The sequence below is a fragment of the Streptomyces sp. NPDC044064 genome (assembly GCF_056434245.1).
Window position 1 is genome coordinate 121,084 of record NZ_JBWKFN010000018.1, and the last position, 25,857, is coordinate 146,940.

Annotated in this window: 22 protein-coding genes and 1 tRNA gene; 10 read left to right on the forward strand and 13 right to left on the reverse strand. The window is 69.8% G+C overall.

Annotation, left to right across the window (positions count from 1 at the left end):
• Positions 1 to 18 precede the first annotated feature (18 nt).
• A complete protein-coding gene (locus tag AC07DS_RS27860) occupies positions 19 to 765 on the forward strand; it encodes a cobalt-precorrin-6A reductase (RefSeq protein ID WP_479149564.1) in 747 nt (248 codons plus the stop codon).
• A gap of 38 nt (positions 766 to 803) precedes the next feature.
• On the opposite strand, the gene cobF is transcribed toward AC07DS_RS27860, so the two are convergent.
• Entirely contained in the window at positions 804 to 1,583 is a 780-nt protein-coding gene (gene cobF, locus AC07DS_RS27865; RefSeq protein ID WP_479149566.1) for a precorrin-6A synthase (deacetylating), read from the reverse strand.
• 67 nt (positions 1,584 to 1,650) lie between these two features.
• A complete protein-coding gene (locus AC07DS_RS27870) occupies positions 1,651 to 2,172 on the reverse strand; it encodes a DUF309 domain-containing protein (protein WP_479149567.1) in 522 nt (173 codons plus the stop codon).
• 105 nt (positions 2,173 to 2,277) lie between these two features.
• On the opposite strand from AC07DS_RS27870, the gene AC07DS_RS27875 reads away from it, so the two are divergent.
• A tRNA-Pro gene (locus AC07DS_RS27875) sits at positions 2,278 to 2,351 on the forward strand.
• A gap of 50 nt (positions 2,352 to 2,401) precedes the next feature.
• On the opposite strand, the gene AC07DS_RS27880 is transcribed toward AC07DS_RS27875, so the two are convergent.
• A complete protein-coding gene (locus AC07DS_RS27880) occupies positions 2,402 to 3,538 on the reverse strand; it encodes a GAF domain-containing SpoIIE family protein phosphatase (RefSeq protein WP_479149569.1) in 1,137 nt (378 codons plus the stop codon).
• 58 nt (positions 3,539 to 3,596) lie between these two features.
• Positions 3,597 to 7,568 carry a CHAT domain-containing protein gene (locus AC07DS_RS27885; RefSeq protein ID WP_479149571.1) on the reverse strand — a complete coding sequence of 1,324 codons (3,972 nt, stop codon included), beginning with the start codon at positions 7,566 to 7,568 and terminating at the stop codon, positions 3,597 to 3,599.
• Positions 7,569 to 7,753: 185 nt separating this feature from the next.
• Here AC07DS_RS27885 and AC07DS_RS27890 point away from each other — a divergent pair, with 185 nt between their 5' ends.
• Positions 7,754 to 8,152, forward strand: coding sequence for a hypothetical protein (locus tag AC07DS_RS27890; RefSeq protein WP_479149572.1), 399 nt, complete (start codon positions 7,754 to 7,756; stop codon positions 8,150 to 8,152).
• A gap of 3 nt (positions 8,153 to 8,155) precedes the next feature.
• Positions 8,156 to 9,067, forward strand: a complete 912-nt coding sequence (locus AC07DS_RS27895; protein ID WP_479149574.1) for a hypothetical protein — start codon at positions 8,156 to 8,158, stop codon at positions 9,065 to 9,067.
• Here the strand turns inward: AC07DS_RS27895 and AC07DS_RS27900 are convergent.
• Positions 9,048 to 9,350: a SpoIIE family protein phosphatase gene (locus tag AC07DS_RS27900; protein WP_479149576.1), complete on the reverse strand. Its 303-nt coding sequence runs from the start codon at positions 9,348 to 9,350 to the stop codon at positions 9,048 to 9,050. The genes AC07DS_RS27895 and AC07DS_RS27900 overlap by 20 nt on opposite strands.
• 83 nt (positions 9,351 to 9,433) lie before the next feature.
• Between AC07DS_RS27900 and AC07DS_RS27905 the strand changes: the two genes are divergently transcribed.
• Positions 9,434 to 9,613, forward strand: a complete 180-nt coding sequence (locus tag AC07DS_RS27905) for a hypothetical protein (RefSeq protein WP_479149578.1) — start codon at positions 9,434 to 9,436, stop codon at positions 9,611 to 9,613.
• Positions 9,614 to 10,598: 985 nt separating this feature from the next.
• Here AC07DS_RS27905 and AC07DS_RS27910 read toward each other — a convergent pair.
• Entirely contained in the window at positions 10,599 to 11,606 is a 1,008-nt protein-coding gene (locus AC07DS_RS27910; protein WP_479149580.1) for a DUF2278 family protein, read from the reverse strand.
• 97 nt (positions 11,607 to 11,703) lie between these two features.
• On the opposite strand from AC07DS_RS27910, the gene AC07DS_RS27915 reads away from it, so the two are divergent.
• The gene (locus tag AC07DS_RS27915) at positions 11,704 to 12,486 is read left to right on the forward strand and encodes a hypothetical protein (RefSeq protein WP_479149582.1); all 783 of its coding nucleotides are present in this window, start codon (positions 11,704 to 11,706) and stop codon (positions 12,484 to 12,486) included.
• A gap of 57 nt (positions 12,487 to 12,543) precedes the next feature.
• Here AC07DS_RS27915 and AC07DS_RS27920 read toward each other — a convergent pair whose 3' ends face one another.
• The 7 genes from AC07DS_RS27920 to iolD form a co-directional block, all read right to left on the reverse strand.
• Positions 12,544 to 13,176 (reverse strand): glycosyltransferase family protein, encoded by a 633-nt coding sequence (locus tag AC07DS_RS27920; protein ID WP_479149584.1) that lies wholly within the window; start codon positions 13,174 to 13,176, stop codon positions 12,544 to 12,546.
• A 216-nt stretch (positions 13,177 to 13,392) separates the two neighbouring features.
• Complete coding sequence (locus tag AC07DS_RS27925; RefSeq protein WP_479149586.1) at positions 13,393 to 15,450, reverse strand: beta-galactosidase; 2,058 nt, start codon at positions 15,448 to 15,450, stop codon at positions 13,393 to 13,395.
• A gap of 35 nt (positions 15,451 to 15,485) precedes the next feature.
• A complete protein-coding gene (locus AC07DS_RS27930) occupies positions 15,486 to 16,370 on the reverse strand; it encodes a carbohydrate ABC transporter permease (RefSeq protein WP_479149588.1) in 885 nt (294 codons plus the stop codon).
• The gene (locus AC07DS_RS27935) at positions 16,367 to 17,347 is read right to left on the reverse strand and encodes a carbohydrate ABC transporter permease (RefSeq protein ID WP_479149590.1); all 981 of its coding nucleotides are present in this window, start codon (positions 17,345 to 17,347) and stop codon (positions 16,367 to 16,369) included. The genes AC07DS_RS27930 and AC07DS_RS27935 overlap by 4 nt, the downstream gene beginning before the upstream one ends.
• A gap of 8 nt (positions 17,348 to 17,355) precedes the next feature.
• On the reverse strand, positions 17,356 to 18,669 hold the full coding sequence (locus tag AC07DS_RS27940) for an ABC transporter substrate-binding protein (protein WP_479149592.1): 1,314 nt from the start codon (positions 18,667 to 18,669) through the stop codon (positions 17,356 to 17,358).
• 289 nt (positions 18,670 to 18,958) lie between these two features.
• Positions 18,959 to 19,744, reverse strand: coding sequence for a GntR family transcriptional regulator (locus AC07DS_RS27945; RefSeq protein WP_479149594.1), 786 nt, complete (start codon positions 19,742 to 19,744; stop codon positions 18,959 to 18,961).
• Between the two features lie 39 nt (positions 19,745 to 19,783).
• Positions 19,784 to 21,676, reverse strand: a complete 1,893-nt coding sequence (iolD, locus tag AC07DS_RS27950; RefSeq protein WP_479149596.1) for a 3D-(3,5/4)-trihydroxycyclohexane-1,2-dione acylhydrolase (decyclizing) — start codon at positions 21,674 to 21,676, stop codon at positions 19,784 to 19,786.
• A gap of 174 nt (positions 21,677 to 21,850) precedes the next feature.
• Here iolD and AC07DS_RS27955 point away from each other — a divergent pair, with 174 nt between their 5' ends.
• From AC07DS_RS27955 to AC07DS_RS27970, 4 genes are read left to right on the forward strand one after another with little or no spacing between them, the layout of a single operon-like run.
• Positions 21,851 to 22,870 carry a sugar ABC transporter substrate-binding protein gene (locus tag AC07DS_RS27955; RefSeq protein ID WP_479149598.1) on the forward strand — a complete coding sequence of 340 codons (1,020 nt, stop codon included), beginning with the start codon at positions 21,851 to 21,853 and terminating at the stop codon, positions 22,868 to 22,870.
• Positions 22,870 to 23,946, forward strand: a complete 1,077-nt coding sequence (locus AC07DS_RS27960) for an ABC transporter permease (protein ID WP_479149600.1) — start codon at positions 22,870 to 22,872, stop codon at positions 23,944 to 23,946. The genes AC07DS_RS27955 and AC07DS_RS27960 overlap by 1 nt, the downstream gene beginning before the upstream one ends.
• A 6-nt stretch (positions 23,947 to 23,952) precedes the next feature.
• A complete protein-coding gene (locus AC07DS_RS27965; RefSeq protein ID WP_479149602.1) occupies positions 23,953 to 24,864 on the forward strand; it encodes an ATP-binding cassette domain-containing protein in 912 nt (303 codons plus the stop codon).
• A 1-nt stretch (position 24,865) separates the two neighbouring features.
• Positions 24,866 to 25,774, forward strand: a complete 909-nt coding sequence (locus tag AC07DS_RS27970; protein ID WP_479149604.1) for a sugar phosphate isomerase/epimerase family protein — start codon at positions 24,866 to 24,868, stop codon at positions 25,772 to 25,774.
• The last annotated feature ends 83 nt before the right edge of the window (positions 25,775 to 25,857 follow it).

Consider the following 25,857-nt stretch of genomic DNA (forward strand, 5'->3'; position numbering starts at 1 on the left):
CCTCGTACGCTCACCCTCATGCCCCCGCACATCCTGATCCTCGGCGGCACCGCCGAGGCCCGGCACCTCGCCGCCGACCTCGCCGCCCGACCCGGAGTCAGGGTCACCACGTCGCTGGCGGGCCGGGTCGCCCGTCCGGGCGTGCAAGCCGGCGAGGTACGGATCGGCGGGTTCGGCGGTGCCGAGGGCCTCGCCGACTGGCTGCGCACGCACGAGGTGGACGCCGTCGTCGACGCCACGCACCCCTTCGCCGAGTCGATCACGGCGAACGCGGCCCGGGCGGCCACGGCCGCCTCGGTCCCCGCGGTCGTCCTGCGCCGCCCCGGCTGGTGCCCGGCCCCCGGCGACCGCTGGTACGACGTCGCGTCCCTGGCCGCTGCCGCCGAGGCACTGCCCGGCCTGGGCCGCCGGGTGTTCCTCACCACCGGCCGACTGGGCCTCGCGGCCTTCGCCCATCTGGCGGACCTGCACTTCGTCGTACGGTCGGTCGACCCGCCCGAAGCGACCCTGCCGCCGCACACCGAAGTGATCCTGGCCCGCGGCCCCTTCACCCTCGCCGGGGAGACCGAGCTGCTGCGCGCCCACGCCATCGACGTGCTGGTGACGAAGGACAGCGGCGGCGACGCCACGGCCGCCAAGCTGACGGCCGCACGGGAACTCGGGCTGCCCGTGGTCGTCGTACGACGTCCCCCGCTTCCGGCCGGCGTGACGGCGGTGCCGGACGTGGCGGCCGTACTCACCCGGCTGGGGTTCGACGGCTCCTGACCACCGAGCCCGACGGACCGGCCTTCTCGACCCGCCCGTCAGGATCCCCCGGGACCGGGGTGCCTGCGCAGCAGATATGTGTCCATGATCCACCCCTTGCGCTCCCGGGCCTCGGCGCGCAGCCGCTCGATGCGCGGGGCCGCCTCGGCCAGGGGACCGGAGACCAGGATCTCGTCCGGGGTGCCGAGGTAGGCGCCCCAGTAGATGTCGATGTCCTCCTCGGCGTACTTCCGGAAGGCCTGGTGCGCGTCCAGCATCACGACGACGTCGTCCACCCCCTCCGGGAAGCCCTCCGCCAGCCGCCGCCCGGTGGTGATCTGCACCGGCCGCGCCACTCGGTTCAGCCCCGTACGATGCCGGGCCACCAGCGAGGAGACGCTGCTGATACCGGGCACCACGTCGTACTCGAACTCCACCGCGCCCCGGGCCAGCACCTCCTCCAGGATCCCCAGCGTGCTGTCGTACAGCGACGGATCCCCCCACACCAGGAACGCCCCGGTGCCGTCCTCGCCCAACTCCTCGGAGATCAGCCGCTCGTAGATGCCGGCGCGGGCACTGCGCCAGTCCTCCACGGCCGGCGAGTACGCGGCCCCGCCCGCCCCGCGGTCCCGCTCCGGGTCACGGGCCTCCACCACCCGGTACCCGCCCTCGGGCCGGTGTGCGTCCACCATGTCCCGGCGGAGCTGGGTCAGATCGTTCTTCACCTCGCCCTTGTCGAGCAGGAAGAACACGTCCGTGCTCCGCAGTGCCTTGACCGCCTGCAGGGTCAGCTGGTCGGGATCGCCCGCACCGATTCCGATGACATGAATCTTTCGCACACCCCGAGTCTGCCGCATGCCACCGACAGTGAACGCACCGCCTCCGTGGGGCCCCGGCGGCCCTCGCTCAGGAACCGAGCCGCGGCGCCTCGACTCCCGCGTCCACGGGCCCCGCCCCGCGCTCCACCCGCCCGGCCAGCTCCCGGGCCCACCCGGCCAGCCTGTCCAGATCCAGCCCGTACGGCCGCTCGTCGCCCTTCCCGGCCGCCCACTCCTCGATCGCTCCCGCGCCGCGTCGCAGCAGCCGCGGCCCACCGACGCCGTTGCCGCGCGCCGCGTGGGTGAGCCCCACCGCCAGCTGCGCCAGTCCCCGCCACAGCGTCCGCTCGGACTCGGGCCCGGACTTCCAGGCGTCCTCGAACACCTCATGCGCGTGGAACGGCTTCCCGGCGTCCAGCAGCGCCTGTGCCTCGGCGACCGTCTCCCGCGGGGACCTGACGACCCCTTCCGGCTGGCGGGCCACCCCCTCCGCCCCGTACGGCAGCGGCCGTCCCAGCCCGTCCCGCGGCCGGGCGCTCCGCGCCCGCCCCGCCACGTCCCGGTCCCGGCTGTCCGCTGGCCTTCCCGCCGCTGCGCCCGCGTTTCCCATACGACCGATTGTCGCCGCCCCGCCCCGGGCCCTCTTCGGCGCACCCCCGCCGGTGGGGTAAAGTTCTGTTCGCGCGATCACGCGGGTCACCGCGAGTGAGCGCATCGGGACGTGGCGCAGCTTGGTAGCGCACTTGACTGGGGGTCAAGGGGTCGCAGGTTCAAATCCTGTCGTCCCGACTTTGCGAAGTCGCAGGTCAGGGGCCATTTCAGAGAGGATCTGGAGTGGCCTATTGATCATTTTCGGGGACCTGTTGGGGACCAGTCCGCTTGAACACGGTCAAAGCCCACCTCGACTCAGTCAAGGTGGGCCATACAGCCTTCCGCGACAGGGCTAAGGTGCTTGTGGGGCCGGGTGGCCGGCGATGCCCGCGTAGGCGTGATCGCGGTGGGTTTCGAGACAGATGTAGCAGCAGGTCGCTGTCGAGCTCGATGAGGGTGCGGTTGACGCCTGACATCACGTCGCCGGGTGTGTGGCCGGCGGCGACGAACGCGCGTACCGCACTGCGCAGTTGGGTCATGGTGGCTGCAGCGGCGACGCTGTGCCCTGCCTCGTCACCGGTGACGAGGCGGGCCCCGCTGCCGGTCGGGATGACGTCGTACCAGTCGCCGCCGATGTCCATGCCGCTGGTGGCGGGAAGGTACTGTGCGACGGTCCGGATGCCCGGGACTTTCGGCAGGCGGTGCGGCAGGAGCGCCTGCTGCAACCCGTGGGCCACGGCGAACTCGGAGTCGTACAGCCGTGCTGGTTCCAGAGCCTGAGCGATCAGCCCGGCGAGCGCGGTCAGCACGCCGCGGTCCTTCTCCGTGAAGTGATGGGGCTCGTCGAAGCCGAGGACGCAGGTGCCGACCGGGCGGTCGGAGGCGAGCAGGGGCAGATACACCCAGGAGCTCGCCTGACCGGTGGGAATGCCTGGGTAGCCCTGCACGAGATCCTTCTGGGACTCGATGAAGAGGGGAGCACCGGAGGTGAGGGCTTCCGTTCCGGGCCAGCGGGCGTGCACGGGAACGCCCTGGAGCCAGTCTAGGAAGGTCTCGTGGTGACCGGTGTGGTGCAGGAGCTGCATCGCTTTGTTCCGGACCACGTAGATCGCCATCTGCTGGCCCCCGAAGGCCGGCAGGAGCTGTTCGGAGACGACCTCGCAGACCTGGTGTGCGGTGACCGCCTCGGTCAGCGCGCTGCTGAGCTGCAGGACGTGGTACATCGCGCCGAGGCGCGCCGGTGCGGTGGCGGGTGCCACCGTCGAGGGAAGCGCGGGGGCTGCCGCGGCCGACGAGGGACGGGTGGTGGGGACCACCTGGCCGGTCACCCCGTCGGGCTGCGGGTGGAGGGCGAAAGCGAGCCACTGGTCGGGCGGCCGGCTCAAATCACCTGATCACGAACACCGGCGCATCCCGGGGGCTTTGCCAGCGTCCTCGGGGCTTTCACGCTCCGGCGTGTACGTGAGCGGCCCACAACACCGGGCTGTGCCTTCGGTCGAACCCGGCCGGCAGGTCCCGGCCGTCGCGAGCGTCGCACACAGCCTGGTGAAGGGCGCGGGCGGCCTGCCGAGGGTCCACCTCCGCGGTGCCGGTTCCGAGACCGTCGTAGAACCAACGAGCGATGGTGCGGGCGACACCGTCGTCGATCTGCCACAGGGTGCCGATGACGTGGGGGAAGCCGGCGAGCAGGAAGGCTGAGGTGAGGTGGATCGCCTCGTCGAGCAGTTCGACGTTGTCGGCGGCGGCCGTGTGGCAGGCGGACAGATAGGCCAGCCGGGCCTGTTCGAGGACGAGGGGGGCCAGGCTGGCGACGGTGAGCGGATCGCTGTCGTGATCGTGCAGCAGCAGAAGGCTCTTCGAGGGATCCGAGGGGTTGTTCGCGCCGTGACAGGCGAAGTGGGTGATCGTGCTCTCCGGCAGGAACCTGAGCACGTTGGCCTTGGTCGGCACGAGTGTGGCCTCGGCCGCAATGCCCGGGTCCGGTTCCCGGAGCAGCAGAGGGTTCGGGAGCAGCGCGTGGAGCTCGGAGGCCTCCTGCTCGACGGAGTCCAGTCGGCCGTCGTCGGGCAGGCCGGGTGTGGTGGGCATGGCGACGAGCAGGCTGCGGCCGGTCCCGGAAGGGGTTTGATCGCGCTCACGGGCGTGGCGCAGGGCGCGCACGGAGGGGGTGTACGAGGAGACGACGCGGTCCATCACCGTGCGTCGACGGGCCTCGTCTGCGGGGCCGGTGTGGTGACCGGCTGCGTGCAGGGGCAGTAGCCCCAACAGGCCGCCCGGTGCCCACCAGATCCGCGGCAGGGGCTTCACGTCGCTCTCACTGTTTTCCGCTCCCACGGGCGGGGCGCCGTACCCGAGGACGTCGAGGACCGGGCCGGCAGCCGTGTCCCACAGCCACTCCAGCACAGCGACGAGCCTGGCTTGGGCCTCTTTCCTCTGCGCGGGTGTGGTACCGGCCCCGGCGAGGGACTGGGCCTGCCGGAAACCGACGATCTGCTCGACGAGGCCCTCGGTGGTGAGGCCGGGCAGATGCAAGGCGGTGATGCCGTCGCTGTTCAGCAACAGTGCGTCGCTTCGGTAGCGGCTGATGTTGAACACCACCACGGGTCCTTGTGACGCCTGCGCAAGGAGTTCACTCGTCTCCGGTGGCAGCGCGAACGAGGCGAACCCGTCCAGCGCGCGGATCTCGGTGATGACCTCGGCCAGTTCCGCGGCGGCGTCGCGCCGGTGCCGTGCCATGTGGTCCTGCGGTGGCAGGGCGGCCGCACCCGAGGTGCCCGCCTCGCCGGGGGTTGTGGAGCCCGCCGGCGTGTCGAGGACCTCCCGCAGCTCCGTGAACCTGCGGGCCAGTTCGGGGTGCCGTTCGGACAGGTCGGTGAGGTCACTGCGCGTCTGGAGCTGCTGGCTGAGCAGGACCGCCCTGCCGGCCTCCAGCACCCGCAGAGCCCGCTCCGCCCGCTCGCCCAGCGTCCCCTCCTGGGCTGCGAGCGCCAGCGATGCCGCATCGCTGGACAGGTTGGCGAAACCCCCGATCGCTCGCTGCTGATCACCACGTTCCAGATGCCGGGGAGCCACCTGCGGCAGCAACAGGACGGATGCTTCCGCCACCTGTGCCGCCCTGTCCGTCTCACCGGACGCCGCCAGCAGGCCGGCTGCCGCGGTTCCCGCCCGGATGCGGACGGAGGGCGACGCCGTCGTCTGCCGCGCGGCTTCCGTGTAATAGGCCGCCGCTTGCTCCAGGGCAGAAGTGTCCTGGCCCGTCTCACCGTGCCGACGCAGTGCATTGCCGAGGTTGAGCAGGAAGGCGGCGCGGTCGGGGTGGTTGCCCGGAGCAGCGGCCACCGCTTCCCGACCGACGGTGACGGCAGCGCTCAGGTCCTCACTCACGCCCGTCCGCTCGAATCGTGTCCGCAGGGCGTTGCCGAGGTTGGACAGCCGCATGGCACGGTGGGAGTGCCCGGCCGGGGTGGAGTCGGCAGCTTCCCGAAGCCGCTCGACGGCGCCGTCCAGGTCCGCGCTCGCGCCGTTGCGCTGGTGTCTGCGGAGCAGCGCGTCGCCGAGGGTGGACAGGTACTCCGCGCGGTCGACGTGGTGGGCCGGTGCGGCGCTGACCGACTGCTGTCCGACGGCGATGGCGGTGTCGAGGTCCGCCTCCACGCCGTCGCGCTGGTATCTGCTGATCAGCGGGTTGGCGAGGTTGGCCAGAAACGCCGCCCGGTCGGGGTTGTCCACGGCGGTGACGGACACCGCCTGCCAACCCACGGTGACGGCGGCCTCCAGGTCTGCTCCGGCGCCGGTCCGTTGGGAGCGGGAGTGCAGGGCGTTGCAGAGGTTGGACAGCCGCCCGGCCAGCAGGGGGTGGTCGGTGGGAGTGGAGGCTATGGCACTCTGCAGGTAGTCGATGGAGGCGTCCAGGTCTGTTTCGGCTCCGGTGCGTATGAACCGTGCCCGCAGCAAGCTTGCGAGGTTGGACAGGAACGACGGCAACGAGGGGTGGCCGGCCGGGGTGGCGGCGAGGGCCTCCTGTGTGACGGCGATGGCGGCGTCCAGATCTGATGCCGTGCCGTTTCGCTGGTATCGGCTCGTCAGCGCGATTCCGAGGTTGGCAAGGAGACCCGCCCGGGTCGGATGGTCGACGGGCGTGGCCGCCGCCGCTTGTTCGTGCGCGGTGACGGCGGCCTCCAGGTCGTCCGGTGATCCGTTCCGTTTGAACCGGTTCAGCAGGGCGTTGCCGAGGTTGGTCAGCGGCGAAGCGCGGTCGGGGTGGGAGCCGGGGAAGGCGGCGACGGCTCGTCGCAGGTGGCCGACGCCCGAGTCGAGGTCCGCTGCTGAGCCTGTCCGTTGGGCTCTGCGCAGCAAGGCCGTGCCGAGGTTGACGAGAACCACTCGGAAGGCATCACCGCCGGGGTCGGCGGCCAGAGCCTGCTGAAGGTGCTCGACACCGGAGTCCAGGTCGTGTGATGCACCGGTTCGCTCGAAACGTCGTACCAGCGCGGCACCCGCGTTGGCCAATACCCCCACACGGTCGGGGTGGTCCTCCGGAGTGGCGATCGCCGCCTGCCGGAAGTGCTCCACGGCGCCGTCCAGATCGGCATGCGAGCCGGTTCTCTCGAACCGGGCCTGCATCGCGGTGGCGAGGTTGGACAGGGACGTGCCGTGTGCGGGGTCGCCGACGGGCAATGCGGCCACGGCCAGCCGGAGGGAGGTGACGGCGGCTTTCAGATCGGCTTCCGAGCCCGTCCGCTGCCCCCGGCGAAGCAACGCCCTGCCCAGGCCGGACAGGAGCAGGGTCCGTTGCGGGTGATGGGGCGGTGCGGTGGCGATCGCCTTGCGTTCCACCGCGATGGCCCTGTCCAGGTCGCCAGGCGAACCGCTGCGTTCGAACCGCTGCACGAGTGCGCCGGCCAGGTTGGACAGAATCAACGCCCGGTCGGTCTGGCCGGTGCGGGCGAGGACTGCGGCTTGTTCGAGGTGGCGGACGGCGTCGTCCAGGTCCCTGTCGGCGCCGGTGCGTTCGTATCTCTCCCGCAGCGCGGAGGCGAGGTTGGACAGCATGCCCGCGCGGTCCGGATGGGCAGCGCTGGTGGACTGGACGATGCGCTGCCAGAGATCGACCGCGAGGGACAGCGGCCCCGGATCCGGTACGTGCTGTACGCGGCCGAGGAGTTGCCCGGCCAATGGGGAAGCCGCGTCGGCGAGAAGGGGCAGCAGCGGCTCCGGGAGATCGTCGACGCCAGCGATGAAGCACATGGTCAGTGCGGACACGGCGGCTTGCAGGGAGACTTGGGCCGCGTCTTCGTCCAGCGCCCGGCTGCGGTACCAGTGGAACCAGCCGAGCGTGAGCCCTGCCTCCAGATCGTCCTCGGTGCGGGCTTCGTCGAGTTGGCGAGCCTCCTGGAGCGCCGCGTGCCCGACCACGGCCGACAGATCACGACTGTCGCGGACCTGCTGCAAGCGGGCTCGGACGGCCCCCAACCAAACATCGCGCACTGCGCCTCCCCCGTCGCTAACATCTGGTGATAGTAGCGACACTGTTGGTGATACGAGGGGCAGTCGGCTCGGCCTGACCCGCTGTCGCGTGGCCGAACGGAGACGGGGGAACCGTGGGGGATTTCGACGAGGCAGCGCGCCGGTTGGCCATCGTCTGCGCGAGAGAGGACGACATTCGTCAGGACCTGAGGGACGGTCCGGCCCGCAGCGACACGGTCCTCGAGGACGTGCTGGGCGCAGTGCGCGCCGGCGAGGAGATCACCGGGCCGGTCGATGCCCTGCACAGGGTGCTGCAGGCCCTCGGTGACGTCCAAGGACTGTACGCCTACAGCGACCGCGGCCGCGTGACGGATCGCGGCGTCCGTGCCGTGGGCCTCAGCGGGGAACGCATGTCCGAACCGGTGTACCTGTGCCCGGCCGGGCGATGTGAGCGCTACTGGTTACCCCAGGGCCGTCTGCCCGTACCGAGCTGCGCGGTCACCGGCGACGCACTGCGCCGGGACCTGCTGTAGCCGATGGCCGACATGTGGGCCGAACTCGGCAAGAAGCTCGCCGAACGCTGGTTGTCACTGCTGGTCCTGCCCGGAGCTCTGTATCTGGGTGTGGCCGCCACCGCCCATGCCCTGGGCCAGAGTGACCCCTTCTCCCCGCGCCGGCTGTCGGACAGGATCACGGCGTGGGCCGACGCCCCCGTCTTCGGCACCGCCGGCGGCCGGGCCGTACTGCTGGCCGCGGTGCTCCTCGGTGCCGCTGCCACCGGGCTGGCCGCCCAGGCACTCGGCTCGTTCGCCGAGCGGCTCTACCTGGCAGCCGGCTGGCAGTCCTGGCCCGTCGGAGCCCGCCACCTCGCCGGCCTGTTCACCCGGTTGCGGAGACGACGTTGGCAGGCGCGGGCCGAGGTCCTGCGCCAGGCTCTGCACGAAGCCGCCCTGGCCCGCGCTCGCAAGACATATGCCGACGAGGCCGTACGCCATGCCGCTCGCGCGGCGCTGACCCGCGTTTCCCTTGAACATCCCGATCGCCCCACGTGGAGTGGAGACCGCATCCACGCTGCGGCCGTGCGTCTGCACCATGACCACGACCTCGATCTGGTGGTTCTCTGGCCGCACCTGTGGCTGATCCTGCCCGACCCCGTGCGCGCCGACATCACGGCGGCCCGCGAGAGCCTCACGCGGGCCACCACGCTGACCGCCTGGGCGGTGCTCTATCTCCCGCTCGCCGCATGGTGGTGGCCCGCCGCCGTCCTCACCTGGGCCCTCTGGGTTACCAGCCGGCACCGCACGCGCACAGCGGCCGACACCTACGCCACTCTGCTGGAGGCTTCCACTCGTCTTCACGTCCGTGAGCTTCTGGAGCGACTCGGTATGGACACCGACGGTCCCCTCACCCGTGAGTCGGCGCAGATGCTCAGTTGGCTCGGGCGATGAGCAGCGCGACGTCGTCCTCGTCACCGGGCGCCCGCAGGATCTCCAGGATGCGGTCGCAGGTGTCTTCCAGCTCGTGACCACGTGTCGCGGTGAAGGCGTCGAGGAGGGTGTCCAGATGCGCGTCGCTGGGCTCGCGTCGCGTTTCGACCAGGCCATCGGTGTAGAGGGCGAGTTCGTCGCCGGGGCGGAAGGCGACGGTGGTGGCCTCGAACGGGACCCCGCCGACGCCCAGCGTTGCGCCGGGGGGAAGGTCGAGCAGTTGTGCTGCCCGGCCGCCCCGCATCAGGGCCGGGGGGCAGGTGCCCGGTGAGGCAGATCCCGCACTGGCCCTGGTGCGGGTCGTAGACGCAGGAGATGCAGGTAGTGATGGAGGTTCGGCTTCACGCCGGAACTCTCCTGGTCACCTTGGGCGACTACGGCGCGGCGACGATCGAACTCACCGATCTTCACCAGCTCCTATTGTCCCTGCCCAGGGAGCAGTACCGCCAGGAACTGATGGTGGTGAGCCAGCATTTGGACCGGATCAGGAGGGGCTACGCCGGCTGAGACATGCGGCTCCTCAGCCAGTCACGGACGAAGGAGGGGAAGTCATCGGAGCGACGGGCGCGGTCGCCGAGTTCCTGGAGTGGTCGGGCCGGCACTATGGAGACGAGCTGGAAGTCGTGACCTGCCTCGGCGTCGGTGCGCAGGGGCCGCCAGATCCACTTCGCATCCAAGGGGCGCGACGTCCCAGCCGTTGGTATTGCGGTTTTGTTGTCGTTTGACCTGGTGCACCTCGGTGTGACCGCCGTGGCGGTAGGCGAACTCGGTTGCTTCGCCGAGAATTCCGTTCGGTTTGAGAGTGAGCGAATCGCCGTGCCCGAGAAGGACGTCCAAGGCGTGCCTGATTGTCCAGCCGCCCTCGTAGCGGTTGCCGAACTCGTCGGTCTCACCACCCGGCCTCGGTGCCACCGGACCCCCGGCCCGTGGGACGACTCCCCCTGGTGCACAGTCGCGCGCAGGGCCACCGTACCCGGCGGCGCCGACAGCGGTGCGCGCGCCGGATGGCGTGCAGGCCATCCGGTGGCCTTTCGCGACGAGGCGGCTGCTCGATGGGGGGGGCAACGGGCAAGAGTGCTTCCTCACTCCCGGGCGACGGCCCGCTTCACCGATACCAAGTGCCGGCCTTCACCCTCGCCGCCCAGTCTAGGGGCGGCTGGTGAGCCATCGGCTCGCACGCGGTTGGGCCGCACGCTTCGAGCAGGAGCGTGGCCCCCAGTGCGGTGAGTTTGGGGACCAGTTGGGGACCACACTGTGTGCGCGATGACGTACGACGTAGTCTGCTGTACACAGCTTGCGCCCCTATTACGTCTGTTATGTCCAGGAAATTCCCCCGACCCTCACTCCTGGGGGTCAAGGGGTCGCAGGTTCAAATCCTGTCGTCCCGACTTGTGAAAGTCGCAGGTCAGAGCCCGTTTCGGAGGAATCCGAAACGGGCTCTTGGTCGTTTTTGGGGACCGCTGCACTGCGGCTGCTGCGGAGTGACGGCGTCTCAGAAGGTGATGGTCCGGCCCTCGCGTCGCGCTTGTTGCGCGGTGTAGGAGACGCCGTGGACCTTGAGGCCGTCAGGGCTGAGCAGGGTGATGGTGCCGCCTTGGTTGCCTAGGTGGAATCCGTTGCCGGCCGGGACGGTGAGGGTGGTGCCGGGCGGGAGTGTGCCGGTGGGGAGAGGGATGGTCTGCCGGTTCTGATCGGCGAGATGCCATCCCCGGAGGTCGACCGGGGCGGGGGAGGTGTTGAGCACCGTGATGGTCTCGGCCTCGGGCGCGGGGCCGACGGGATTGACCAGCGCGGCCATGATCCGTACCGGTTCCTCGTGGTCGCTGGGGCGGGGCGGTGCGGTGCCGATGGGGTTCCCGGTGGCGTTGTCGGTGTGCCAGGCCTGGGACTGGAAGGCCAGGAAGACGGCGACCCAGCGGTCCTCGGCCGGGAGGTGCACGAGCAGGGCTCCGTCCTGCCGGACTCCGTTGTCGGAGCGGAAGCGCCCGCTGTTGCCCTGGTTCATGTGGATGTCGTGGACGCCGTTGCCGGGCTCGAACCCGAACACCTTGTCGGCGGCGCCCGTCTCGGGCCCCCATTGCTGTCCGAAGACGTAGAGGGCGGCGGTGGGATCGGCGATGGCCCGCTGCACGTAGTGGTCGAGCAGATCGGCCAGGTCGTTGTCGGCGCCCACGAGGTCGGGCGGGAGGGTCCGCATCGAGGCGGGGTCGAAGAGGTTGCCCCGGATGAAGTCCAGGGCGGCGGTGCCCGGCTGCGACGGCAGGGCGGTCCATCCGCTGCCGGCCGGGGGCAGCAGTTCCGTCACGGGGTGGCGGAAGTTGTCGTCGGCCAGGTAGAGCAGCTCCGAGGGGGCCTGCTGGGACTCGACGTTGACCGCGGCCCGGTAGTGGGTGCCGGCGTCGTCGGTGAGGTGGATCTGGTAGTGCGGGGTGTCGCTGGATCCTTCCCGGCGCCGGTCGACGGCGCGGGCGGCCAGCACCCCGTATCTCTTCAACGGCATGACTCGTCCTCCGAATCGGTGGGAGTGGGAACGGTTCGGCCACGGATGATCGAATACTCAGAGTGCATATACCATCACATTGTGCGATAAAGACACTATGGCAGAGACCCTGACGGCCGCTACCGCCGAAATCAAGATCAGCTTTTCCGGCGACGAAGCCCGGGGGGCCATCGCCGCGCTCGGGCTCCGGGGCGGCGAGGGCCGCCTTCGCACCATTCACTTCTGGGACAGCCCGAGGAAGGGCGGTGACGGCATCTCGCTGCCCTTCCTCGAGCGCGGGGTCATCTTCCGTCTGCGCATGGACGACGGGGATCACGGGGGCGAGCGCGAGATGGACATGACCGTCAAGCTGCGGCCGTGCCCGCCGCTGCCGCCCGAGTGGCAGAAGAACCTCAAGGACGAGGACGAGGACTGGGAGTTCAGGATCGAGGAGGACAGGACCGGTCCCGCCTTCAGGCCCATGCTGTCCGCGTCGCTGCAGGACGACCGGAAGGCCGATGAGGAGCTTGTCGAGTCGGCGCTCAGGCCTGAGCGCGGTGCGCTGGACGGGCTCCTCACCAAGCCGCACCGCCACCTGCTGCGGGATGCGGTCGAACTGGAGAAGGGTGACCTCAAGGGCCTGAGGGCGCTCGGACCGGTGCGCGCCGTCAGGTGGAAGCAGGACTGGGACACTCTGCCGCACTCCGTGGCCCTTGAGGAGTGGACCGTCAAGGACCTGCACTTCCTCGAGGTCTCGGTGCGCGCCGACATCGCCGACGCGACCAGGACCGAGGAACTGCTCGCACAGGCCCTGCGCAACCGCGACGTCGACCTGCCGCGAACCGGCGAGATGAAGACCAAGCTCGTGCTGACCACCCTCGCCCGCGATCTGGCGCCCTGACGACGCCTCGGATCGAAGAACGACTCGCATCGCGCGCGTGTCGCGTACGGTCACCGCTCAGTAAGCCGCCCTCAGCGCGTCGACCAGTGCGCTCTGAATCTCGGGGAGCGGGCGGTCGAGGGCGGTCAGATAATCCGTGAACTTGTAGTCCACGTAGGCGATGCCGTCACCCCCGGTCCGCGCGTACGGAAGACGCATGGAGGGAATCCCGAACGAATCCGCGACCGCGATTCCGTGCAGCGACGACGAGGCGACGACCGCGCAGGAGGTGATCTGAGCGATGACCTCGTCCACCGGCCGGGTCACGTCGATCACGGTGTCCGCGTCCGGATACGGCCGGCGGTCCAGCCAGTGCGGCACCACACCGAGCCGGTGCTTCACCACCGGCGACCGCTCCCACAGTGCGCCGACCAGCAGTCCCGGATCGCCGAGCGGCACATCGACGCCCAGGTACGCGGCGGTGTGCGCGCCGCGGGCCGCCAGTACCGTCCGCGGCGGAGCCCACAGGGGAAGCGGATGCATCAGACCGGAACCCCACACCACCGTGGCCGGATTCGTCAGCTTGTGCAGGATCGACCCGCACGCCACGAGTTCCGCGTCGCGGACGGAGACTCTCCGCACGCGAAGGCCGAGGCGCTCCAGGATCAGCGGACCGAGGGCGTCGCCGAAGTTCTCCCGGCTGTCCGGCATACGCCACGACCACACACCGATTGGCTCCCGCCCCATCAGCCCGCGACCTCTCGTTGCTCCTCGCCGTTGGAACCGTCCTCGGGATTTTCCATCAGCCGGTCGGCAGCGGTGCTCTGACGCGCCCGAGGGGACGGGAGGGGGCGCGTCCGGCTGATGTTCCCCGGCCGGGCAGGCGCACCCGCCCGGCCGCGGGCGCGCCCCCTCACCGGACGCGGCTCACCGGCCGCGCGGCTCCCGCACCACCGCCACGTCCCCGGGCGCGACCGTGACCGAACCGGCCGTCTCCTTGCCGGTGAGCAGCTCCGTGGCGCCCGGTGCGACGGGCAGGTCTGCGCCCCGGCCGGAGTGGTCGATCACGAAGACGTAGTCCGCCTCCGGTCCGCGCCTGCGGACCACCTCCACACCGTCCGGGGCGGTGCGCACCGGCTCCACGCCCGCCTCGGTGCGGATCCGGTCCAGGACGGCGGCGAGTGTGGCCGGGTCGGGGAGCGTGGCCAGGTACCAGGCGGCCCCGGTGCCGTAGGCGTGCCGGGTGACCGCCGGGACGCCGGCGAGCGCAGCGAGATGGGGGTCCCCCCGGCCGAAGGCTGGGGGAGGGCCGTCGGTGTACGCCGCGATCTCCTCGGCGCCCTCCAGACGCAGCCGCTCCGACCACAGCGTGCCCGTCGCGCCGGCCGGCACCGCACCGCTCAGGGCGATCCGCTGCCCGGGCAGCAGGGGGAACGGCTCGTCGGAGCGCACGCCCAGCACGTCCCGGAACGCCCCCGGGTAACCGCCCAGCCGCACATGGCAGTTCTCGTCCACAGCCCCGCTGTGGAAGCCGACGGCGAGGGTGCCGCCCCGCTCGGCGTACGCCGTGAGGTTCGCCGCGCCCGGGTCGTCGACCAGGTACAGGTTCGGCGCCAGGACCAGCCGGTAGTCGGACAGGTCGGCGTCGGGACGGACGAAGTCCACGGCCACGCCGGCCCGCCACAGCGGCTCGTACCAGGCCCGGACCAGGTCCAGGTACCGCAGTTCGCCGCTCGGCTGGGAGGGCAGTTCCAGGGCCCAGCGGGCGTTCCAGTCCCAGACGACGGCGACCTCGGCGGGACCGGTGCTGCCACGGACCTCGGCCAGGGCCTTCAGGTCGGCGCCCAGGCGGACCACGTCCCGCCAGATCTGGCTGTCGGTGCCCGCGTGCGGCAGCATCGCCGAGTGCCACTGCTCGGCGCCCGCCTTCGCGGCCCGCCACTGGAAGTACGCGATGCCGTCCGCCCCGCGCGCCACATGGGCCAGTGCGTTGCGGCGCAACTCACCGGGGTTCTTAGCCCGGTTGACGGGCTGCCAGTTCACCGCGCCGGTGGAGTGCTCCATCAGCAGCCACGGGCCGCCCGCGAGCGAGCGCATCAGGTCGCCGCTCAGCGCGATGTCGATCTCCGACTCGGGGTCGGCGGACATCAGGTAGTGGTCGTTGGCGACGATGTCCAGCTCCGGCGCCCAGCGCCAGTAGTCGAGGGCGTCGAAGCCGGCCATCACCATGAAGTTGGTGGTGGCCGGGATCGCAGGGGCCGCAGCCCGCAGCACGTCCCGCTCGGCCGTGTACAGCGACAGCAGCTCGTCCGAGCAGAAACGGCGCCAGTCCAGCTGGTGCGTCGGGTTGGGTACGGCGCCGGTGGCACGCGGCGGCAGGATCTCCTCCCAGTCGTAGTACCACTGGGACCAGAAGGTTGTGCCCCAGGCGTCGTTGAGGGCGGCCAGGTCGTCGCCGTAGCGGGCCCGCAGCCAGCGGCGGAAGGCCGCAGCGCTGGTGTCGCAGTAGCAGGCCGCGTTGTGGCAGCCGTACTCGTTGTGCACGTGCCACATGGCGACGGCCGGATGACCGGCGTACCGCTCGGCCAGCGCGCCCGTGATGCGCAGCGCCGCCTCGCGGTAGGCGGGGCTGGACGGGCAGAACGTCTGGCGGCTGCCGTAGGAGAGGGTACGGCCGTGCCGGTCGGCCGGCAGCGCCTCGGGGTGGGCGCGGAAGAACCACGCCGGAGGCGCCGCCGTGGGGGTGGCCAGGTCGGCGGCGATACCGTTCTCGTGCAGCAGATCCAGGATCCGGTCCATGCGCGAGAAGTCGAACTCGCCCTCGGACGGCTCCGTCAGGGCCCAGGAGAAGATGCCGACGCTGACCAGGGTCACCCCGGCCTCGCGCATCAGGCGCATGTCCTCGGCCCACACCTCCTCGGGCCACTGTTCGGGGTTGTAGTCGCCGCCGTAGGCGAGGCCGGGGACGGACAGGGTGCGTTTCACTGGGATTTCTTCGTTCTCTTTCAAGTGCGTGCGCCTCAGCCCTTGTTGGAACCCAGGGTGAGTCCGCTGACGAACTGGCGCTGGAGCGCGAAGTACACGATCAGCGTCGGGATCGCGGTGAGCAGGGCGCCCGCGGCCACCAGGTTGGGGTCGGTGAAGTACTGGCCGGAGAGGTTGTTCAGCGCCGAGGTGATCGGCATGTTCTCACCGGTCGAGATCAGCACCAGGGCCCAGAAGAAGTCGTTGTAGATCCAGATCGACAGCAGGGTCGCCAGGGCCGCCATCGCCGGCTTGCACAGCGGCAGCGTGATCTGCCAGTACAGCCGCCACACCGAGGCACCGTCGACCAGCGCGGCCTCCGTGAGCTCGTGCGGCAGCGAGCGCATGTAGTTGCTCAGCACGAAGGCGCAGAAGCCGGACTGGAACGCCACATGGATCAGCACGAGCCCGAGCGCGGAGTCGTACAGCTTGCCGCTCGCCGTGATGCCGGGCAGGTTCGTGAGCAGGTACAGCCGGTACAGCGGGGTGATGATGACCTGCTGCGGGAGCAGGTTGCCCGCGGTGAAGACCAGCAGCAGCGCCAGGTTGAGGCGGAAGTCGAACCGGCTGACGTAGAAGGCGACCATCGACGACAGGAACAGCGTCAGCAGCACGGCCGGTACGGCGATGATCAGCGTGTTGCCGAAGTAGTGCATCATGTCCGACTGGACGAACGCGTTCTTGAAGTTGTCGAAGTTCAGCGTGTCCGGCCAGGACACATAGCCCTTGGCGCTGGTCTCGCTGTACGGCCGCAGTGCCGAGAAGACCGCCCAGAGCAGGGGCGCGAGCCACGCCAGGGCCGTGCCGGCGAGGAAGACGTGCAGCAGGACACGGGCCGGCCGGACAGGGGGGCGCCGCTTCAGCGAGACAGTCGTGCTCATGCGCGCCGCTCCTTCCGGAAGGTGGCGATCAGATACGGGATGATCACCGCGAGGGAGATCACCAGCAGGACGACGGCGATGGCCGAGCCGTAACCGATCCGGCTGGACTCGCCGATGATGTTGTTGGTCACCAGGATCGACAGCAACTCGGTGCCCTGCGCGCCCTTGTTGAAGACGAAGACCAGGTCGAAGGCGCGCAGTGCCTCGATGATGGTGACGACCAGGACGACCGTGTTGGTCGGGCGCAGGGTCGGGAAGATGACGTTCTTGAACGTCTGCCACTCGCCCGCGCCGTCGAGCGCGGCGGCTTCCCTGAGCGACGGGTCGACGCTCTTCAGACCGGCCAGGTACAGGATCATCATGTAGCCGGTGTGCCGCCAGGAGGCGGCGATGAGGACGGCCCACAGGTTGAGCTTGGGGTCGCCGATCCAGTCGATGTAGTGGCCGGGCTTGTTGGCCCCGATGATGCTGTTGATCAGGCCCGTGTCCGGGTTGTAGACGAGCTGCCAGACGAAGCCGATGCACGCCATGGAGATGACGACCGGCAGGAAGAACGCGGTCTGGTAGACGCGGCTGAACCGGATCTTCTTGTCCAGCTGGACGGCGAGGAAGAGGCCGAGCGGCGTCGGGATGAGGATGAGGACGACGAACCAGATGATGTTGTGCTGGACGGCCGGCCAGAACTGTGGGTTGTCGTTGAAGAGTTGTTTGAAGTTGTCGAGGCCCACCCACTTGATCGAGTCGAACCCGATGCCGTCCCAGGTGGTGAAGGCGAGCGCGATGGAGGCGAGGGCGGTGACCCAGACCAGGGCCACGTGCAGGACCGTGGGCACGCCCGCCATCAGGGCGAGCGTGAGCCGGTCACGGCGGGTCAGCAGGCGCCGGTGGCCCTGCGCGGCCCGCTCGGATGCGGAAGCAGCGCCCGGAGGCGGCACGTCGGCCGCCTCCGGGGTCTTCGTCGTCGTGTCGGTCGTCATGCCGCTGCTCACGAGGACGCGAAGATCTGCTTCTTCTGGCGCTCGATCGACGACAGCAAGCCGTCCACGCCCTTGGGGTTCTGCAGGAACTTCTGCAGTCCGGGCTGCATCACCGTCGAGGTGAAGTCCGGCCGGGAGTCACGGTCCATGAACTGGGTGAGGCTCTTGGCGCCGCTGATCATGTCGAACGCCTTCTTCTGCAGCGCCGAGTAGGAGGAGGTGTCGGCCTTGCTGGAGGCGGCCACCACGCTCGGGTCGCCCTTGAGGTAGGTCTGCTCGGCGTCCGGGGAGCCCAGGTACTCCAGCAGCTTCACCACCCCGGCGTGGTTCTTGGGGGCCTTGCTGACCATGAAGCCGTCGGTGGGCGCCTCGACGGTGTCCTGGCCGAAGGTGGGGTTGATCTCCGGGAAGGGGAAGAAGTCGAGGTCGTCGAGGTCGGCCTTGTCGGTGAACTGCTGGGCCACGAAGGAGCCCAGGAGGTACATGCCGGCCTTCTTGGACACCAGCGACTGGGCGGCGTCCTGCCAGGTGCGGCCCATGAAGCCGTCCTGGTGGTAGGGGAGCAGCTCGGCCCAGTGGTCGAAGGCGGCCTTGACCTTGGCGTCGGTCCAGGAGGCCTTGCCGGCCATCAGCTGGACGTGGAAGTCGTAGCCGTTGAGGCGGAAGTTGATCTGGTCGAAGGTGCCCATCGCGGGCCAGGCGTCCTTGTCGCCGAAGGCGATCGGGACCAGGCCGTCCTTCTTCATCTGCTTGCACAGGGCGACCAGCTCGTCCCACGTGGCGGGGACCTTGTAACCGTGCTGCTGGAAGACGCTCTTGCGGTAGAAGACCGCCCACGGGTACGTGGTCAGCGGCACGAAGTAGTACTTGCCGTCCTCGCCCTTGCTCAGCTTCTTCATCGCGTCGGGGAAGTTGTCCCCGATCTTGGCCCACACGTCGTCGATCGGCGTGGCCAGCTTCTTCGCCGCGAAGAACTGCATCCGGTAGCCGGCGAACCAGTTGAACACGTCGTCCGGAGTGCCCTGCAGGTAGGAGTTGATCTGCTCCTGGAAGGTGTTGTGGTCCTTCGTGTTCACATCGACCGTGATGCCGGACTGCTTCTTGAAGGCCGCGTAGACATCTGTGAAGGCCTTCTTCGGCACGGCGTCGGAGGCGTTGGAGCCGAGGGTGACGGTCTTCGGGTCGGAGGACGAACCGCTGCCGCCGCAGGCGGACAGCAGGGGTATGCCGGCACCTGCGAGGAGGGCGGCACCGCCCGCTCCGCGCAGCAGCGAGCGACGGCTGGGACCCGGGACCGAGAGACCGGACGGGGAGAGGCGCATGGCGGCTCCTGAGGCATACAGGGTTCGGTCAAGGGGATGAGCCGATCACCGAAAGGTCCTCGAAACCGATCAGAAACCAACTCGACCGAACATCGTGGCGTAATAACAGCCCCATGTCCGCTCATGCGTCAATAGCTCGGGTCGCACTGGGGGGTCTCTTGCCCGAAACGTAATCGTCATCGTTACCTGCAACTTTGTTGAAGGGCAGGCAAAGCGGCCCCCGCGGCAACTGCGGCCGCGGGGGCTGTGTGAACACGAGTGATTCCGTTTCCTGGTCTGACCAGGAGTGTCAGGGTCTGACCAGAAGCTGGAAGTCGAAGGCGTAGCGCGACGCCCGGTAGACATGGGTGCCGTACTCCACCGGCCGCCCGGTGTCGTCGTAGGCGGTGCGCTGCATGGTGAGCAGGGCCGCGCCCTCCTTCTCGTCCAGCAGCGCGGCCTCTTCGACGGTGGCGCTGCGCGCGCCGACGGTCTGACGGGCGCTGTGCAGGCTGATGCCCACCGAGCGCATCATCCGGTACAGACCCGTCGACTCCAGCCGCTCGGTGTCGAGTTCGAGCAGCGCCGCGGGCAGGTAGTTGCACAGGAACGCCACCGGCTGGCCGTGGGTGCAGCGCAGCCGCTCCAGCACGACGACCTCGGCGCCCTCGGCGATGCCGAGGGCAGCGGCCACGTCGGCGCCGGCCGGGACGCGTTCGTTGCGCAGCACCCGGGTGGTCGGGCCCTGCCCGGCCGACTCCAGGTCGTCGTAGAGGCTGCTCAGTTCCAGGGGCCGTTTGACCTGACTGTGCACCACCTGGGTGCCGACGCCGCGGCGGCGCACCAGCAGCCCCTTGTCGACCAGGGACTGGATGGCCTGGCGGACGGTCGGCCGGGACAGGCCGAGGCGCACGGACAGGTCGACCTCGTTGCCCAGGAGGTTCCCGGGGGCGAGGATGCCGTGCTCGATGGCCGCCTCCAGCTGCTGGGCGAGCTGGTAGTAGAGCGGCACCGGACTCGTGCGGTCCAGATCGAAGTCCAGTGAGTCGAGCGCGGAGCCGGCCACGGGACGAGCGGGGTCACCGGTCCTCGCCACGGGGGACCTCCTTCCAGAGCACGGACAGGGCGGGGTGGTTCACAGGTGGCGGCGGCGGCCGGCCACCTGGCGGTCGTAGTCCTCGCGGGCGTGCACGGCAGCCTCGCGGGTCGCGGTCTCGGCCACCGGTACGTCCCACCAGGCCGCGGCCCCGGGGGCGCCGGGCGCCGGGCCCGACGTGTCCGTCTCCACATGGACACAGGTGGGGGTGTCGGCCGCGCGTGCGGTGGCCAGCGCCGCGCGCAGCTCCCGTACGGTCCTGGCGCGCAGGACGTCCATGCCCAGGCTGGCCGCGTTGGCGGCGAGGTCGACGGGGAGCGGGGCGCCGCTGAAGGTGCCGTCGGCCGCGCGGTACCGGTAGGCGGTGCCGAACCGTTCGCCGCCGACCGACTCGGAGAGGCCGCCGATGGAGGCGTACCCGTGGTTCTGGACCAGGACCAGCTTCACGGGCAGCCCCTCCTGCACGGCGGTGACGATCTCGGTCGGCATCATCAGATAGGTGCCGTCACCGACCAGCGCCCAGACCGCCGTGTCCGGGGCCGCCTGCTGCACTCCGATCGCGGCCGGGATCTCGTAGCCCATGCACGAGTAGCCGTACTCCAGGTGGTACTGGCGCCGTGAGCGGGTCCGCCACAGCTTGTGCAGGTCGCCGGGGAGCGAGCCCGCCGCGTTGATGACGACGTCGTCGTCCCCGACGACCGAGTCCAGCGCGCCGAGCACCTGTGTCTGGGTGGGTGCGGCGTCCTCGTCGGCGGCGCCGAAGGCGCTCTCCACGACCTGTTCCCAGCGCTCCCTGCCCGCCCGGTACTCGGCCTCGTAAGCCGGGTCGACGCGGAAGCCGGCCAGCCCCTCGGCGAGCGCCTCCAGGGCGGCCCGGGCATCGGCGACCACGGTCAGCGCGGCGAGCTTGTGGGCGTCGAAGGCGGCGATGTTGAGGTTGAGGAAGCGGACCCCGGGACGCTGGAACAGGGTGCCGGAGGCGGTGGTGAAGTCGGTGTAGCGGGTGCCGACGCCGATGACCAGGTCGGCGCCGCGGGCGAGGTCGTCGGCGACCGCGGTGCCGGTGTGGCCGATGCCGCCGAGGTCGGCCGGGTGGTCGTGCCGCAGGGAGCCCTTGCCCGCCTGGGTGGCGGCGACCGGGATACCGGTGGCGTCCACGAGGTTTCGCAGCGCGTCCTCGGCGCGGCTGTGGTGGACCCCGCCGCCCACGACGAGGAGCGGCCTGCGGGCGGCCCGTACCGTCCGGACGGCCTCCGCCAGTTCCTCCGGGTCCGGTGCGGGACGCCGTACGGTCCACACGCGTTCGGCGAAGAACTTCTCGGGCCAGTCGTACGCCTCGGCCTGTACGTCCTGCGGCAGGGCGAGGGTGACCGCGCCGGTCTCGGCGGGGTCGGCCAGGACGCGCATCGCCTGGAGTGCCGACGGGATCAGCTGCTCGGGGCGGGTGATCCGGTCGAAGTAGCGGGAGACCGGGCGCAGCGTGTCGTTGACGGAGACGTCGAACTGGCCGGGGTGCTCCAGCTGTTGCAGCAGGGGATCGGCCGGGCGGGTGGCGAAGTAGTCGCCGGGCAGGAGCAGTACGGGCAGCCGGTTGACGGTGGCCAGGGCGGCGCCGGTGACCAGGTTGGTCGCGCCCGGGCCGATGGACGTCGTCACGGCCTGTGCGGAGAGGCGGTCGAGCTGGCGGGCGTGTCCGACGGCCGCGTGCACCATCGCCTGCTCGTTGCGGCCCTGGTGGTACGGCATGGCATCGCCGTATTCGAGCAGCGCCTGGCCGATCCCCGCCACATTGCCGTGTCCGAAGATGCCCCAGGTACCGGCGATCAGCCGGTGCCGTTCGCCGTCACGCGCGGTGTACTGGGCGGACAGAAACCGCACCAACGCCTGGGCGACGGTCAGTCGGCTCGTCGATGCGCTCGTCGAGTGGCTCATGCCTCACAGGTGTAGGCGGGAACGGGCAGCGTTGTCAATGGTTTGTACTTACATTCGGACCTGCTTGTGAAATGATGTCTTAACAAAGTATTGACAGCGGGCTCTGCAGGGGCTTGTATCCCGTCCCAACGCAACAGCGTCCCTTCCCCCGTAGCACAGTGAGGTGCAGGACAGATGGACCGCTCTTCTCACTCCCGCCCCCGCAGACTGGCCCCCGTCGTGGCAGTGGCCGCTGCGGCAGCCCTGACACTCGCCGGCTGTTCCAGCAGCTCGGGCGGGAAGAAGGCCGAAGAGGGAGGGTCGGGTGCCTCAGCGGGCAAGGCCAGTACTCCCCGCATGACAGTCGCGCTGGTCACCCACCAGTCGCCCGGCGACACCTTCTGGGACATCGTCCGCAAGGGCGCCGAGGCCGCCGCCGCGAAGGACAACATCAAGCTGATCTACTCCGCCGACCCGAACGCCGGCAATCAGGCCAACTTCGTGCAGAACGCGATCGACCAGAAGGTCGACGGCATAGCGGTCACCCTGGCCAAGCCGGACGCCATGAAGGCCGTGGTCGGCAAGGCCGGCGCGGCGAAGATCCCCGTCGTCGGCCTGAACTCCGGTCTCAGCGACTGGAAGAAGCTCGGTCTGCTGCAGTTCTTCGGGCAGGACGAGACGGTGGCGGGCGAGGCGTTCGGCAAGAAGCTGAACGAGGTCGGCGCCAAGAAGGCCGTCTGTGTGATCCAGGAGCAGGGCAACGTCGGCCTCACCCAGCGCTGCGACGGCGTGAAGAAGACGTTCTCCGGCAAGACCGAGACGCTGTACGTGAACGGCACCGACATGCCGTCCGTGAAGTCCACGATCACGGCCAAGCTGAAGCAGGACAGCGCCATCGACTACGTGGTCACGCTGGGCGCCCCCTTCGCGCTGACCGCGGTGCAGTCGGTGGGCGACGCCGGCAGCAAGGCCAAGGTCGCCACCTTCGACCTGAACAACCAGCTGACCAGTGCCATCCAGAAGGGCACCATCCAGTTCGCGGTGGACCAGCAGCCGTACCTGCAGGGCTACCTCGCGGTCGACTCGCTGTGGCTGTACAAGAACAACGGCAACTACAGCGGTGGCGGCGAGCAGCCGGTGCTGACCGGGCCGGCCTTCGTCGACAAGTCCAATGTCGACCGGATCGCCGAGTTCGCCGCGAAGGGTACCCGGTGATGAGCATGACGCAGCAGGCTGAGCCGGCGGTCGGGGGACCGCCGGCGTCCGGCCCCGAGCAGACCGACGGCCGCACAGCCCGGCGCCCGCTGGCGATCCGGCTGCTGGCCCGCCCCGAAGTGGGCGTCTTCCTGGGCGCCGTGGCCGTCCTGGTCTTCTTCCTGATCGCCGCGCCCTCGCTCCGCCAGGGCAGCTCGATGGCCACGGTCCTCTACCAGTCCTCGACCATCGGCATCATGGCCCTCCCGGTCGCCCTGCTGATGATCGGCGGCGAGTTCGACCTGTCGTCCGGTGTCGCCGTGATCAGCTCCGCGCTCGTGGCGAGCATGATCAGCTACCAGCTGACGATGAACGTGTGGGTGGGCGTGATCGTCGCGCTGTTCGCCTCGCTCGCCGTCGGTGCCTTCAACGGCTGGATGGTGGTCAAGACCGGCCTGCCCAGCTTCCTGGTCACCCTCGGCTCCTTCCTGATCCTGCAGGGCGCCAACCTGGCCGTGACCAAGCTGGTCACCGGCAACGTCGCCACCGACGACATCAGCAACATGGACGGCTTCGACCAGGCGAGGAAGATCTTCGCCTCCTCCGTCGACATCGGCGGGGCCGAGGTCAAGATCACGGTCTTCTACTGGGTGGCCTTCGCGGCCCTGGCCACCTGGGTGCTGCTGCGCACCAAGTACGGCAACTGGATCTTCGCCGTCGGCGGCAGCAAGGAGAGCGCCCGCGCCGTCGGTGTCCCGGTGAACTTCACCAAGATCACCCTGTTCATGCTGGTCGGCTTCGGCGCCTGGTTCATCGGCATGCACAACCTCTTCTCGTTCAACACCGTGCAGTCCGGTGAGGGTGTCGGCCAGGAGCTCATCTACATCGCCGCGGCGGTGATCGGCGGCTGTCTGCTCACCGGCGGCTCCGGCTCCGCGATCGGCCCGGTCTTCGGTGCGTTCATGTTCGGCATGGTCAACCAGGGCATCGTCTTCGCGGGCTGGAACCCCGACTGGTTCAAGGCCTTCCTCGGCGTGATGCTGCTCGGCGCCGTCCTGATCAATCTGTGGGTCCAGCGCACGGCGACCCGGAGGTAGGACCTGATGACAAGCAACGGAACCGGAACCCACGGCGCCGTCCTGAAGGACACCGCCCCCGCCACGGACGGCCCCATCGTCGAACTGCGCGGCGCGGGCAAGTCCTACGGCAACATCCGCGCCCTGCACGGCGTCGACCTCAAGGTCCACGCGAGCCAGGTGACCTGCGTGCTCGGCGACAACGGCGCCGGCAAGTCCACTCTCATCAAGATCATCTCCGGACTGCACCAGCACACCGAGGGCGACTTCCACGTCGACGGCCGGCCGGTGCGCTTCAGCAGCCCGCGCGATGCCCTCGCCGAGGGCATCGCCACCGTCTACCAGGACCTCGCCACCGTCCCCCTCATGCCGGTGTGGCGCAACTTCTTCCTCGGCTCCGAGATGACGAAGGGCCCCTGGCCCGTCCGCCGGCTCGACATCGACACGATGAAGAAGACCGCCGACCGGGAACTGCGCAACATGGGCATCGTCCTGGACGACCTGGAGCAGCCCATCGGCACGCTCTCCGGCGGCCAGCGCCAGTGCGTGGCCATCGCCCGGGCCGTCTACTTCGGCGCCCGCGTCCTGATCCTGGACGAGCCGACCGCCGCCCTCGGCGTCAAGCAGTCCGGGGTGGTGCTGAAGTACATCGCCGCCGCCCGCGACCGCGGCCTCGGCGTCATCTTCATCACCCACAACCCGCACCACGCCTACATGGTCGGCGACCACTTCAGCGTGCTGCGCCTGGGCACCCTCGAACTCAGCGCCGGCCGCAGCGAGGTCAGCCTCGAGGAGCTGACCAACCACATGGCCGGCGGTGCCGAACTCGCCGCGCTCAAGCACGAGCTGGCCCAGGTCCGCGGCGTCGACGTCGAGGAGCTCCCCGAGCAGGAGGACCTCACCGCACCCGTGAAGACCCCCTCGGAAGGGACCACCTGACATGGCGAACCCGACTCCGCTGGACCGCATCCGGGTCGGCTCCGCCCCCGACTCCTGGGGCGTGTGGTTCCCGGACGACCCGCAGCAGGTCCCCTGGGAACGCTTCCTGGACGAGGTGACCGAGGCCGGGTACGACTGGATCGAACTGGGCCCGTACGGCTACCTCCCCACCGACCCGGCCCGGCTCAAGGACGAGTTGGGGCGGCGGGACCTGAAGGTGTCGGCCGGTACGGTCTTCACCGGCATGCACCGCGGCCCGTCCGTCTGGGAGGAGACCTGGACCCACGTCAGCCAGGTGGCCTCCCTCACCCAGGCCATGGGTGCGCGGCACCTGGTCGTCATCCCCTCCTTCTGGCGGGACGACAAGACCGCCGAGATCCTGGAGCCGCCGGAGCTGACTGCCGGACAGTGGGCGCACCTGACCAAGGGCATGGAACGGCTCGGCCACGAGGTGAGGGAGACGTACGGCCTCGAACTCGTCGTGCATCCGCACGCCGACACGCACATCGACACCGAGGAGCACGTCGAGCGGTTCCTCGACTCGACCGACTCCGAGCTGGTCAACCTCTGCCTGGACACCGGGCACTACGCCTACTGCGGCGGCGACAGCGTCAAGCTGATCGAGACCTACGGCGAGCGCATCGGCTATCTGCACCTCAAGCAGGTCGACCCGGAGATCCTCGCCGAGGTCGTGGCGAACGAGGTGCCCTTCGGGCCCGCGGTGCAGCGGGGCGTGATGTGCGAACCGCCCTCCGGGGTGCCCGCGTTGGGGCCGGTCCTGGAGGCGGCGCAGCGGCTCGGCGTGGATCTGTTCGCGATCGTCGAGCAGGACATGTACCCGTGCGAGCCGGACAAGCCGCTGCCGATCGCGGTGCGGACGCGCAGGTTCCTGAGGTCGTGCGGGGCCTGAGGGGTTCGGCCCCGGGCCTGCCGGGAACCAACGGTGGCCAGCGGGCGTTCTGACCGACAACGGGGAAACGCCTGCGAGCACGG

Excerpts from the sequence above, each read along its gene's own strand:
- AC07DS_RS27935 (WP_479149590.1), bottom strand. The coding sequence starts at position 17,347 with ATGACGACCGACACGACGACGAAGACCCCGGAGGCGGCCGACGTGCCG.
- AC07DS_RS27900 (WP_479149576.1), bottom strand. The coding sequence starts at position 9,350 with ATGCGGGGCGGCCGGGCAGCACAACTGCTCGACCTTCCCCCCGGCGCA.
- AC07DS_RS27870 (WP_479149567.1), bottom strand. The coding sequence starts at position 2,172 with ATGGGAAACGCGGGCGCAGCGGCGGGAAGGCCAGCGGACAGCCGGGAC.
- AC07DS_RS27905 (WP_479149578.1), top strand. The coding sequence starts at position 9,434 with ATGGAGGTTCGGCTTCACGCCGGAACTCTCCTGGTCACCTTGGGCGAC.
- AC07DS_RS27955 (WP_479149598.1), top strand. The coding sequence starts at position 21,851 with ATGGACCGCTCTTCTCACTCCCGCCCCCGCAGACTGGCCCCCGTCGTG.
- AC07DS_RS27960 (WP_479149600.1), top strand. The coding sequence starts at position 22,870 with ATGAGCATGACGCAGCAGGCTGAGCCGGCGGTCGGGGGACCGCCGGCG.
- AC07DS_RS27895 (WP_479149574.1), top strand. The coding sequence starts at position 8,156 with ATGGCCGACATGTGGGCCGAACTCGGCAAGAAGCTCGCCGAACGCTGG.
- AC07DS_RS27920 (WP_479149584.1), bottom strand. The coding sequence starts at position 13,176 with ATGCCGGACAGCCGGGAGAACTTCGGCGACGCCCTCGGTCCGCTGATC.
- iolD (WP_479149596.1), bottom strand. The coding sequence starts at position 21,676 with ATGAGCCACTCGACGAGCGCATCGACGAGCCGACTGACCGTCGCCCAG.
- AC07DS_RS27910 (WP_479149580.1), bottom strand. The coding sequence starts at position 11,606 with ATGCCGTTGAAGAGATACGGGGTGCTGGCCGCCCGCGCCGTCGACCGG.
- AC07DS_RS27965 (WP_479149602.1), top strand. The coding sequence starts at position 23,953 with ATGACAAGCAACGGAACCGGAACCCACGGCGCCGTCCTGAAGGACACC.
- AC07DS_RS27915 (WP_479149582.1), top strand. The coding sequence starts at position 11,704 with ATGGCAGAGACCCTGACGGCCGCTACCGCCGAAATCAAGATCAGCTTT.
- AC07DS_RS27930 (WP_479149588.1), bottom strand. The coding sequence starts at position 16,370 with ATGAGCACGACTGTCTCGCTGAAGCGGCGCCCCCCTGTCCGGCCGGCC.
- AC07DS_RS27970 (WP_479149604.1), top strand. The coding sequence starts at position 24,866 with ATGGCGAACCCGACTCCGCTGGACCGCATCCGGGTCGGCTCCGCCCCC.
- AC07DS_RS27860 (WP_479149564.1), top strand. The coding sequence starts at position 19 with ATGCCCCCGCACATCCTGATCCTCGGCGGCACCGCCGAGGCCCGGCAC.
- AC07DS_RS27940 (WP_479149592.1), bottom strand. The coding sequence starts at position 18,669 with ATGCGCCTCTCCCCGTCCGGTCTCTCGGTCCCGGGTCCCAGCCGTCGC.